Here is an 11,478-nt window from a genome sequence, read left to right on the forward strand (position 1 = left end):
CTCTTATTTTTCTAGCACGAACTCAAAGCGGCTGCCGACATATTGGGTATGCACATATTCAAAAGGCCGGCCATCCTGTAGATAAGAAAGCTGAGTCAACCGTAGCAGTGCATCCCCGCGCCGAATTTTCAGATACTCGGCAATCTTTTCCGTTGCATTGGTAGCTGAGACCCATTGCATGGCATGACCAGGATATAAATTGGCCTTTTTCTCCAGGGTACGATAAAACGATGAAGTGATCTCGGCCTTGCTGAAGTTTTCCACCAGCTTAGCCGGCACGGTTGCCACCTCATAACAGATTGGAATCTCATTACCATAGCGAATACGCTCCATTCTTAAGACGCGCTCATCAGGCTCCAGCTTGAGTCGCTCGATTTCGCTTTGCGAAGGAATCGTTAAATGATAAGAAATCGTTTTGCTGGAAGGTTTTTTGCCTGCTGCCAGCATCAGTTCGGTAAAACTGGTCACGCCGGTCATTTTGTCTTGGACCTTGCGGCTGGCGACAAACGTTCCTGAGCCAACGCGCCGCTCCAAGACTCCTTCATCAACCAGCGTTTGAATCGCTTGCCGCAGCGTCATGCGGCTGACGCCAAACTCGGCCGCCAATTCACGTTCAGCTGGTATTTTTTGGCCGACTTTCCAATGACCATTTTCAATATTTTCCCGTAATTGGTTATGAATTTGAATATATACCGGTGATCCCATATCTTTTTCCTCTCTTCAGACCAGTCGTCCATAATTTATCTTTTTTTATTTTAACACGATTGTTAGCTTGCCTAGACCAATTTAACCTACAAAAATAAAACGACAGCCCATGCTGCATGGCCTGTCGCTTTAAATTGTCAATTATTGTTGTTTTGATTACGAATTGCCAAGGCCCGCTCCAAAGAACGATCAACGATGACCGATTGTGAATCGGCAACCGGAAATTCAGTCTCTGGGTTCATCTCATTGGCATAGGAAAGCTCGGTACAGCCTAAGATTACCACATCACACTTTTGATCCTCAATCATCGTCCGTACCAACTCATGAAATTTTTTGCCATCAGAATGACCCGCCTCTTTGATGTCATGATAGATCAAATCTTCCGTGGCATCCAGAATCTCAGGGGTTGGCTTGACCTCTTCATAGCCCGCATTTTGAATGTAGGAGTCGTATAGACCTGATGCAATCGTGCCTCGCGTAGCCAAAACGCCAACTCGCTTGGCATTTGGAGCAATGTTTTTGATTTCATTGACCGTTTCTTGTAGCATGTTCAAAATCGGAATCGAAGTAGCTGCCTGTAGACGATCAAATGCATAATGAGCCGTATTGCAGATTAAAACGAAAAATTCCGGCTGTAGCGGCGTAATCTGCTGGATGTCTTCGATCAACAGCGGATTATAGTCTGGCTTGCTGTGATCCAAAATCCATTCCGTTCGATCGGGAACCGTTGCATGATTCAAAACCATGTAATCAAGATAATCCTGGTCGCGGTGCGTTGGCGTACGCTCATCCAACAGCCGACAATAGCTTTCGGTTGCCAGCGTACCCATCCCGCCTAAAACGGTAAAGAATTGTTTCATAAAAATTCAACCTTTCTGATAATGACCATCATGACAAAACTGCAACAAACAAAGGTCCCAATAGCGTAATACCTATATTACCAACAACAAATGCTGGCGTAAATGCAGAAGCGATATAAGCGCCACCTTCCAAACCGGCTTGCTCAGCCAGATCATTCATCGCAGCCGCCACGGTTCCTGATCCGCACAGCGCCCCTAAAAGCGCAAGCGGCTCAACATGCAGCACAAAGCGGCCAAACAATAACGTCAGCAGATGCGGAGCCACTGAAACGATTGCTCCAATCAGCAAAATACCCAACCCCAGCGATTTGATGGCGCCGGTAAAAGCTTGTGCAGATTCCAGTCCTACACTGCCGACAAATACGGTCAGACCAAAGCTTTGCCAAAACGACGTTACCGTGGGTGGAATCGAGTGATAATCGCGATGTCGATCAATCCAGTTGCTAAGCAAAAGGCCCATGATCAAAGCAGCCGTTCCATTACCCAGCTGCAGCGGCATGCCATTGAGCTTAAAACCAGCCAGCCCCAGCAGTGATGCGCCAGCGATTCCCAGTGAAAAGACCGTATAATTGATGGCTTGCTCACTGGTATGCCAACGACCGATCTTTTTGAGCAATGGTGCTGATTTGCTGGTATTACCAGTCAAAGAGATTACATCACCTGGCTTCAGTTGATTGATCAGATGCTCTTGACCGCTCAGCGGATCATGGATATTTACAAATACACCATTTTGTCTGATTCTAGCCAGATCACTGGGATTAAAGTTTTTGCCCAGCACAAATTTTCGCTCTCGCGGTGCATTGGTTGGCGTTAAGACCTCGGTGAGCCCCGCCACGCCAGTCAAATCATCAAAATGCAGAGCATATCCAATCAACGTCAGGCGATCACCTGGCTGCAGCACATATTCCAGCTTATCAGTCATCCGGTCTTGATGAAATGCCGCGAGTGCAATTAAACGCAAATCAAAGAATTCATTGACTTCGCGAATCTTTTTGCCAACCAGCGGCGATTTTACCGACAGACGATAGGTCCGGCGCCAGGTTGGGTCAGGATCGGGAGCATGAAAGTGATACTTTCTTGCCATCCGGTCTCCTTGTCTGGCAACATCGATTTTTAGCAGACGCGGTGCTACATCACGCAATAAAATGATCACGCCCAGCGTGCCAAAGACATACGTCAAGGCGTAGGCGACCGGTAACTGTGCCTCATAGGACAGCCGCACTGACTTGCCAATTGGCAGGTTTTCCAATGCCTGCAGTGAACTGGCCACTGTGGCTGACTGCGTTAAAGAACCGGCAATCGTTCCGGCAGCAACACCAGGTCCGATATGAAACAGTACAAAACAGCCCCACGCGGTAAAAAAAGCTGCCAACAGCCAAAATAAACTAACGGCAATCATTCGGCCACCGAATAGCTTCATGCTGACCAGAAATGATGGTCCAATCCGGTAGCCGATTGAAAACATAAAAGCACCAAAAAAAATCGTCCCCAGCATCTTATCGCGTGGAAAACTTCCTGCCTGACCAATAACCAGCGCCACGGCCAGCGTGCCAACGGTTGAGCCCAATGTAAAGCTGGAGCCAAACAGTCTGATATTTCCCAGGACATAACCAATCGCCAGGCAGATGAACAACGTAAAAATCTGCTGACTAACCAAAAAATGCTGAATCTGCGCAATCATGACATTGTCTTCTTTCTGGCAAATATTTGCCGATTAAGTGTCAATCAAGATTATATCATTTTGCAGATCATCACGCGAACGGCTTGGCCATTTTATCAACAGGTCATTTTTCAGTCTGAGTTTGTAGTCTTCGCTGTAAAGCAAAGTTGCACCAGATCGCAATCAATGCACCCAATGCCAGCACCACCAATATTACAAAGTCAACTCGGCTGCCTTTAAACGTTTTAAGCGTCATCGACCCATGACCCTTATTTTGACTAAGCGCAATCAAAGCCGTCATAATGCCGACACCCAGTGAGCCGGCAAACTGCTGCGTCATGTTGAAAATTGAATTGACATCAGTTGATTTTTCTTTTGACACCAAAGTTGAAGCATTGGCAATCGTGTTGGAAAATGCTGCATTAAAGCCCAGTCGCATTATGATAAACAGGCCCATAACGAGCAGTGGCGTCAGATTGGATTGAAAAATAAACAGTCCCGCAGTTCCCAAAACGATCAAAATACTGCCTAGCCGCGTTGGCAATCCATAGCCATATCGATCAGCCAAAAAGCCAGCAGCCGGTGCCATTGCTGCCCCTAAAAGCGAACCTGGCAGCAGCACTATCCCGGCAACCAGTGACGAGGCATGCAAAACGTATTCACAATAAATCGGCAGTGCCAAAGAGGCGCCGATGTTAATGAACTGCAGACTGAAATAGGTCCATTCCGCAAGCCGCACCGTTGATATTGAAAAAATGCTCAGATCAAACAGTCGGGTTTTTCCATGCTGATTTTGCCAGATAAATGCAATCAACAAAATCAGCCCCAACAACATCAATAACCAACACGAACTTGTCCAACCTGCCTTACCAAATCTTGCAACGCCAATGACAAAACTGGTCAAACTGGCAGCCAATAGAATCAATGCAAAAAAACTGAATGGCTGTGAGTTTCCAAATGGTTGATTGCGAATCGTCAACTGACCAACGATCAGACTCCAAAACGCAATCGGCAAGAGCAGCCAAAAGATCAAGTGCCAGGAACCAGCTGCCAAAACAGCGCCACCATACGTTGGTCCAAGCGCTGGTGCCAAAGAAATCACCATACCAGCCACGCCGTTCATTACACCCAGACGCTCGCGCGGAAGCTGAGTGAAGATCAAAAAGAACATCATTGGCGTTGAAAAGCCGGTTGCAACAGCTTGAATCATTCTTCCAGCCAGCAGCATTGGAAAATCGATTGCCAAGGCACCGATCAAATCACCAATTATAAAGGCCAAAACCGCTGCCAGATGCAGCCAGCGAGCCGGCCACTGTCTCAGACAATAAGCCGTAGTTCCCATCACGATCGTTACCATCAGTAGATAGCCACCGGTAATCCATTGCACAACGTCAAGCGAAACACCAAAGTCCTTAGCCAGGATTGGATAGGCGACGTTCATGGAAGTCTCGTTTAAAACGCCGACAAAAGTCATTAATGCTACCGAAAAGATCGCCCAGTATGGATGTCTGCTATGCAAAAAAATCCCTCCTAAAACTTAAAAAAGCACGCAAAAAGGGCTATGGCAATCAGCTCCGCCACAGCCCTTTATTAACTTACTTTAAATTAGTGAAAATATTATAACTCATCCGGTCTCAAAATGCACGCTTTTTTATAATGCTGCCAGATCCTGCAGCCATTGTCTGGTTGTTTCATCAAGACCGTCGTTGGGCACAAATCCAAACGGTACCAATAATTTTCGTACCTTGATCCAGCTCAAATGTGCTCCTTCATATAGGCTCGGTATCATCATATCAGTCAGCTGTTTGACCTTGTGCTGATCAACTCGTCCTTGCCCCAGCACCATTGCCATTGCGATTTTTTGAGCCAACGCTCGTGCCAGCAAAGCGTCTAAAGCGGCTTGATCAAGCGTCTGTTTGATCAGAATGCGTGATTTAAGCGGTACGGCCGGCACTTCTTTTTGTAAAAACCTTTGTACCAACGGCCAAAATTCATTGAGCTGCCAAAAGAACTGCCAAGGCGTCTTGGCATTGAGCTCATTAATCAGCTCAGCCATCAAGTCTGGTAGCTGGCCATCAAAAGAACGCAGCCTTGGTACAACTTCTTGAAGCAAACGCTGCGCCGACTCACGCTGGGTTAACGGCAGCTTTTTCTTGGTTGTCAAGGCAAAACGAACCGTCAAGAAATCCGTCAGCTGCGACTCATCAATTACCGTTCCTTGATCATGACGCTTAACTTTAAAATCATTCAGTCGTTTTTGACGCACGGATTTGGCAAACTGTCCTTGTTTTGGCATCAATATCCTCTTTTCTGGCAATCTAAAAAAGCATACAAAAAAAGCACCGCCAGCGCGATGCTTTATCAGTTGGGCTAGCTGGGTTCGAACCAGCGCATGACGGTACCAAAAACCGTTGCCTTACCACTTGGCTATAGCCCAATAATAATGGAGGAGGGTGGATTCGAACCGCCGAACCCGAAGGAACGGTTTTACAGACCGTCGCGTTTAGCCACTTCGCTACTCCTCCATAAGAGCTTAACTGTTAATGAAAACAATCAGTAACAATCAACAATAATTATAATAACTAATTTAGCCAATAAAAGCAAGCCCTTTTTTAATTATTTAACTCGATTATCTTCAAACGATGTTCCCATTGCTCCGCAAACTTATCATACTGCCACTCGGTTCGCTTGGCTTTTTTGACGCCAACCGCCTGATTAAGATAAACCAGATTGGCTGCTTTTAATGGATCATGAATGCCATGCAGATGACCATAAAAGACATACTTTACGCTCGGAGTCTTTTCCAACAGCTCGCCTAAACGCTCGCTGCCCATCATTGCATTGATCATCTGGTAGGTTCTCAGCTGTCGTTGGCTTTGGACAAATGAAGGTTTGGGACTCAGCAAAGCTTTTCTAGGTGCGAAATGCGTTAAAAAAATCACTTTTTTGCCAGCCGCCTGGGCCATTGCCAGCTGCTGCTCAACCTGATTCAGCACCAACCCCATTCTTTGCGAATCAGGCATGGGCTGTTTGACTGCAGCATCAACCCAGTAGACCTTTTTCCATTGAGCTACTTTCTGTGGCTGCTGAGCATAGTCAGAAAATGAGTAGTCATACCAGCCATTATTGCCGATTAAGCGCCAGTCTGTCCCTGGCAGATCAACGTATTGATTGTGCAGATACATTGGATCCGCTAGGTGCTCAACGTCTTGGTATGACGCGTGCGACAGCATATCATGATTTCCCAGGACATAATAGATCTGAACCCGTTCGCCAACCAATCGCTGCAGCGCAGAAAAATAGCGGCGCGTGCGCGAAAAGCTATTGTAAAGATCACCAGCATATAGATAGTAGTCAATATCATGCCTTAACAGCCAGCTTGCTTGAATATGCAAAGCCCGCGTAGACAAGATTCGATTGACATCCAGGTGATTATCGCTGCTGATTGCCAGCTTAACCATTCTTGATCCCTCCTTGAAAGTAAGGATAACATAATCCTAGATAAATTAAAAAACGTCCGCGAAGCAAATCGCGAACGCTAATTAATTTTATTAGTCAACGCCTTCCATCAAGCCGTGGATTCGCTTAACAAAGAAGCACAGCACAATCCCAAAGACGATTGCTACGCCACCAACGATCAGGAAGTATTGGATTTCCGTACCTGGCGTGTAGAACTTAACGATTTGTGCGTTGACGGCTTGACCAGCTGAGTCGGCCAAGAACCACATACTCATCATTTGTGAGCGGAAGGCAACTGGTGCCAACTTGGTCGTAATCGACAGACCAATTGGCGAGATCAGCATTTCGGCAATTTCACAGATGAACCATGAGCCAACCAGCCATAATGGACTGACCTTACCAGAAGTCGTGCCATGAATAATCCCTGGCAGTGCCATCCAGGCAAATGAGAGACCAACGATGACCAGACCAGCGGCAAACTTACCAGGAGCACTTGGCTGATTCTTCCAACGGCTCCACAGTTGAACGAAGAATGGCGTCAAGATCATGATAAACAGTGGGTTCAAAGTCTGGAAGTTTGCTGCAGCAAAGTGCCAGCCGCCAATGTGCAGAACCGTCCGCTGAGCAGCAAACAGTGCCAGAACAACTGAACCAGATTCTTCAATGGCCCAGAAGATTGCAGCGGCGATAAACAGCGGAATGTAGGCAACAACCCGTGATTTTTCAACCTTGGTAACCTTCTTGGAGTTCAGCATCATGATGAAGTAGATGATTGGCAGTGCAATAGCAATAACCGTAATCAGGTTGATGATACCATTGATGTTCAGCTGACCCATGGCGCCCATCAAACCAAGAACAATTGCCAACACGACTACGGCAACAATCGTCCAGTTGATGATTGGCTTAAGATCTTCTTTGTCAATTGGATCATCTGGGTACAGACTGTCTTTTGGCAGGTACTTCTTACCATCAATGTAGTATTGCAACAGACCAAAGAACATCCCAATGGCAGCCAGTGAAAAACCAGCGTGGAAGTTCATTTCGTTGCCAAACAGGTGCAGGCCAAAGCCATTGGCAGCCCAAGGAACCGCAATTGGCGAGATAGCGGCCCCGAAGTTGATCCCAAAGACAAACATCGAGAAACCGGCATCCCGGCGCCGGTCTTCTTCACTGTAAAGACCACCGACCATTTCAGAGACGTTTGGCTTCAAAAGACCAGTCCCGATAACGATCAGGATAATCGAAGCATACAGCGCCGTCGTACCGGCCGGCAGTGACAAGGCAATGTGACCAAACATGATCAAAACACCACCAATAAAGACGGTCTTACGTGGCCCCCAAAGCCGGTCAGACAGCCAGCCGCCGATTACACCAGAAAGGTATACCAGCGAACCATAGATCGACATGATTGAAGCAGCCGTTGCCTGATCCATGCCCAAACCGCCCTTATTAACGGCATAGTACATGTAGAACAGCAGGATGGCACGCATCCCGTAGTAACTGAACCGTTCCCACATTTCAGTGAAGAACAGCGTAGCCAGTCCTCTTGGTTGCCCAAAGAAGGACGTGTCTAATTGTTTTTGCTTATCCATTCCATTTCCTCCAAATTTTGATTGAATCTAATAAAAGTTCAATCAAATTATTGAAAAAGTCAAAAAGATTAAAGGAAGGTAATAAATTCCTTAAAATAACGTTTACTATTATATACTGATCATCTACATTCCGTCAAACCAGCAGCCGCGTTTTAGTGCCTTAAATCGCTATTTCAAGGCATTTTGAAACCGCTTGCACAAGATCTTAAAAAGCTATCAGCGTTCACAAAATTTTAAAATCGTATGCTAATTTACACTCCAAGTTAATAAAATAATTATTATAGCTCAATGTAAGCGATAACAATTATTTATTGAGATTTTCGCTAAAAAAAAGCCTTAAAATCATGCAGATGCACAATTTCAAGACTGCTTTTTTACTTTTCGTTAAATGGATCCCACTCATACTTTGCTCGCGGCCCGCCGATGTATTTTGGCCGCGAGCGCAGGTAGGTCACATGAGCCTGACCAATTTCTTTGACTGATGTGCGTACCGGCACCTGAACAAACTTGACGTGCATGCCAATAAACGTATCACCAATATCCATACCGGCATTAGCCACGACATGCTCAACTTCAACCGGATCAGCAAAGTTTTCAAATGCTGCAATCTGTCCAGCCCCACCGGCATTGATCTGTGGAAAAACATTGACGATCTCAAATCCTTTTTCTTTGGCGACGGATTTTTCGACTACCAATGCTCGGTTTAGATGCTCACAACCCTGCACGGCTAAATGAATCCCCATTGGCGTTAGCGTTTCTAGCATTGTTTTGACGATCGTACGGCCAATTTCGATGTTGGAATGCTTACCGATCATCTTGCCCTGAACCTCACTGGTACTCAATCCCAAGACAAACAAATCACCAGACTCCAGTTTAGCCTGTTCCAACAGCTCATTGAGTCCTCTTTGCGTCAGCTGGCGGATCTCTTCAATATCCACATCCACGTTGCTCATTAGTTTCGCCCCTCTTATGTCTTTTAGGTGATTATATCATCAAAATTTAATTTGATTAAGAAAGACATCTTGAGGATTTCATAATTCAAAAGTAGCGCTTAGCAGACTGCTACTAGTTGCCAATGACCAGCAGCTACTTGATGGCCTGGCGCTGATCCATGGCAGCATAAGCGTCAGCTACGTGGTCGAGATCAAAACTCTTGGTAAAGACTTTGCCTGGGTTGATCTGACCATCCAAAACGGCTTTGAGCAACACTTCTTTGTCTGGCTTGGTTACCGAAGCAATGCCGCCTCGCAAACCAATGTTTTTCCAGAACAGCAGGTTGGATTTGGGTTCGGCATGCGGCACGCCTACACGACCAATCACTGCCCCAGGGCGCGCAATTTGGCCGGCCTGTTCAATAGAGCTGTCAGCACCTACGCATTCCAAACCGGCATCGGCACCTGCATTTTCTTTAGTCAGTGCCAAAACATGCTTGACGGCATCCTCACCTTTTTCAGCAACAATTTCATCAGCACCAAATTCCTTGCCTAGTGACGCGCGATCTTCATGGTGACTGAGTAAGATTATTTTTTCAGCTCCCAGCAGCTTGGCACCAATCACGCCGCACAGACCAACTGCGCCATCACCAATTACCGCAACCGTATCGCCTGGCTTAACCTCGGCACTCTTAGCTGCATGAAAGCCGGTTGCCATAACATCGGAAAGCGTCTGCAAAGAAGCCAACTGATCATCGGTATAGCTGGCTGGCGTACCTGGAATCTTGACCAATCCAGAATCAGCTGATTCATACTTCATGAATTCTGCTTGGTAGCCACCAGATCACGATGATCAAAAAATTTATTTTTATTAAGATTTGCCATCAGTTTCATACACAAAGCGAATAGTACTCCTGCTAAAAAATCCTTACTATCGTTGCTGATAGCAAGGATTACTCAAATTATATTTCAACGCTACACCACCACTACAGCCATTGATGGCATATTTCTAACCGTCCTCTTTTTCTATTTTTTTCAATAAGGCCGATTCAATCTGCATTTCTTGGTGATAGAACCGACGATCATGAGCCCCAATTTCTCGTACCACATGACATGGTGTTCCAAATGCTACGACATTTGCCGGAATATCTTTGGTAACCACGCTGCCGGCACCAATTACGGAATTATCACCGATCGTTACGCCAGGCAGCACTGTAACGTTAGCGCCTAGCCAGCAGTTTTTTCCGATATGAATTGGTAGGTTATACTGATAGCCATTCTCACGCAATTCGGGCAGAATCGGATGTGCTGCCGTCGCCAAAGTAACGTTTGGGCCAAACATGGTATGGCTACCAACAAAAATCTCACCATCATCAACCATGGTCAGATGAAAGTTGACATAGATATGGTCGCCAAAATGAACGTGTCGTCCGCCCCAGTTGGCGTAAAATGGCGCTTCAATATAGCACCCTTCGCCACATTCGGCTAACATCTGCTGTAGCAATTCAGCACGTTTTTCTCCCTCATCGGCTCGCGTGGCGTTATATGTATACATCAAGCGGGCTGCTTTGCTTTGTACCTTAAGCAGATCCGGACTGTCTGGCTGGTACAGCTTACCGGAGAAAAGCATCTCTTCAAAGTTTTCAGTCATGTTGATTCCACCTCTCAATTTTAATAATTGATATTAATTTCATCACATTAAATAAAAACGTTTTTTATTCGCTTTACCTATACACAATCGATTTGATAGACAAAATTTCAAATAAAAAACAAAAGGCTTGATGCATCAACATTTGATACATCAAGCCTTATTAATTATGCCAACTATAGGAGTCGAACCTACGACCTTCTCTTTACGAGGGAGATGCTCTACCAGCTGAGCTAAGTTGGCAAAAGAAATACCGGTAAGTATTTCAATGACTCCGGCAGTCAGACTCGAACTGACGACAACCTGATTAACAGTCAGGTGCTCTACCAACTGAGCTATGCCGGAATAACGCATGGCAATGCCCTATCCTCGCAGGGAGCGATCCCCCAACTACTTTCGGCGCGTTGAAGCTTAACTTCTGTGTTCGGCATGGGAACAGGTGTATCCTTCAAGCCATCATCACCACACTTAATCCTTAACGGATTGAGAGCTTGCACTCTCAAAACTAAACAATATTCATCTCTTATCACGCTTAATGAGAACAGCCAAAACTTGGTTAAGTCCTCGACCGATTAGTAATGGTCCGCTCCATGCCTCGCGGCACTTCCACTTCCATCCTATC

The 11,478-nt window shown here is 46.0% G+C and carries 9 protein-coding genes, 4 tRNA genes, 1 rRNA gene and 1 pseudogene; all 15 read right to left on the minus strand.

All coding sequences use genetic code 11. The features are described from left to right. Positions 1 to 3 precede the first annotated feature (3 nt). The 15 genes and pseudogenes from HF864_RS01520 to rrf all read right to left on the minus strand — a co-directional run bounded on the left by HF864_RS01520 (position 4) and on the right by rrf (position 11,323). Complete coding sequence (locus HF864_RS01520; RefSeq protein ID WP_169461360.1) at positions 4 to 705, minus strand: GntR family transcriptional regulator; 702 nt, start codon at positions 703 to 705, stop codon at positions 4 to 6. Between the two features lie 137 nt (positions 706 to 842). Further along, positions 843 to 1,565 carry an amino acid racemase gene (locus tag HF864_RS01525; protein ID WP_169461361.1) on the minus strand — a complete coding sequence of 241 codons (723 nt, stop codon included), beginning with the start codon at positions 1,563 to 1,565 and terminating at the stop codon, positions 843 to 845. A gap of 28 nt (positions 1,566 to 1,593) precedes the next feature. Next, a complete protein-coding gene (locus HF864_RS01530) occupies positions 1,594 to 3,246 on the minus strand; it encodes a TrkA C-terminal domain-containing protein (protein WP_169461362.1) in 1,653 nt (550 codons plus the stop codon). A 103-nt stretch (positions 3,247 to 3,349) separates the two neighbouring features. Beyond that, on the minus strand, positions 3,350 to 4,699 hold the full coding sequence (locus tag HF864_RS01535) for an MFS transporter (protein ID WP_169461387.1): 1,350 nt from the start codon (positions 4,697 to 4,699) through the stop codon (positions 3,350 to 3,352). Positions 4,700 to 4,876: 177 nt separating this feature from the next. Next, positions 4,877 to 5,521, minus strand: a complete 645-nt coding sequence (locus HF864_RS01540; RefSeq protein ID WP_169461363.1) for a hypothetical protein — start codon at positions 5,519 to 5,521, stop codon at positions 4,877 to 4,879. 69 nt (positions 5,522 to 5,590) lie between these two features. Then, positions 5,591 to 5,662 (minus strand) — tRNA-Gln (locus HF864_RS01545). A 7-nt stretch (positions 5,663 to 5,669) separates the two neighbouring features. Beyond that, positions 5,670 to 5,750 (minus strand) — tRNA-Tyr (locus HF864_RS01550). Between the two features lie 87 nt (positions 5,751 to 5,837). Further along, positions 5,838 to 6,686 carry a metallophosphoesterase gene (locus tag HF864_RS01555; protein WP_169461364.1) on the minus strand — a complete coding sequence of 283 codons (849 nt, stop codon included), beginning with the start codon at positions 6,684 to 6,686 and terminating at the stop codon, positions 5,838 to 5,840. 90 nt (positions 6,687 to 6,776) lie between these two features. Then, positions 6,777 to 8,276: a peptide MFS transporter gene (locus tag HF864_RS01560; protein ID WP_169461365.1), complete on the minus strand. Its 1,500-nt coding sequence runs from the start codon at positions 8,274 to 8,276 to the stop codon at positions 6,777 to 6,779. Positions 8,277 to 8,650: 374 nt separating this feature from the next. Next, positions 8,651 to 9,229 (minus strand): TIGR01440 family protein, encoded by a 579-nt coding sequence (locus HF864_RS01565; RefSeq protein ID WP_205882240.1) that lies wholly within the window; start codon positions 9,227 to 9,229, stop codon positions 8,651 to 8,653. A 133-nt stretch (positions 9,230 to 9,362) separates the two neighbouring features. Beyond that, positions 9,363 to 10,052: pseudogene (locus HF864_RS01570) on the minus strand (zinc-binding dehydrogenase); the annotation flags it as partial. 165 nt (positions 10,053 to 10,217) lie between these two features. Beyond that, complete coding sequence (locus HF864_RS01575) at positions 10,218 to 10,859, minus strand: sugar O-acetyltransferase (RefSeq protein WP_169461367.1); 642 nt, start codon at positions 10,857 to 10,859, stop codon at positions 10,218 to 10,220. Positions 10,860 to 11,026: 167 nt separating this feature from the next. Further along, positions 11,027 to 11,099 (minus strand) — tRNA-Thr (locus HF864_RS01580). A 29-nt stretch (positions 11,100 to 11,128) separates the two neighbouring features. Further along, positions 11,129 to 11,201 (minus strand) — tRNA-Asn (locus HF864_RS01585). Between the two features lie 5 nt (positions 11,202 to 11,206). After that, positions 11,207 to 11,323: ribosomal RNA gene (gene rrf, locus HF864_RS01590) — 5S ribosomal RNA — on the minus strand. Positions 11,324 to 11,478 lie beyond the last annotated feature (155 nt).

The sequence above is a fragment of the Lactobacillus sp. MRS-253-APC-2B genome, from assembly GCF_012843675.1.
GTDB classification, from domain to species: Bacteria; Bacillota; Bacilli; order Lactobacillales; family Lactobacillaceae; genus Limosilactobacillus; species Limosilactobacillus pulli.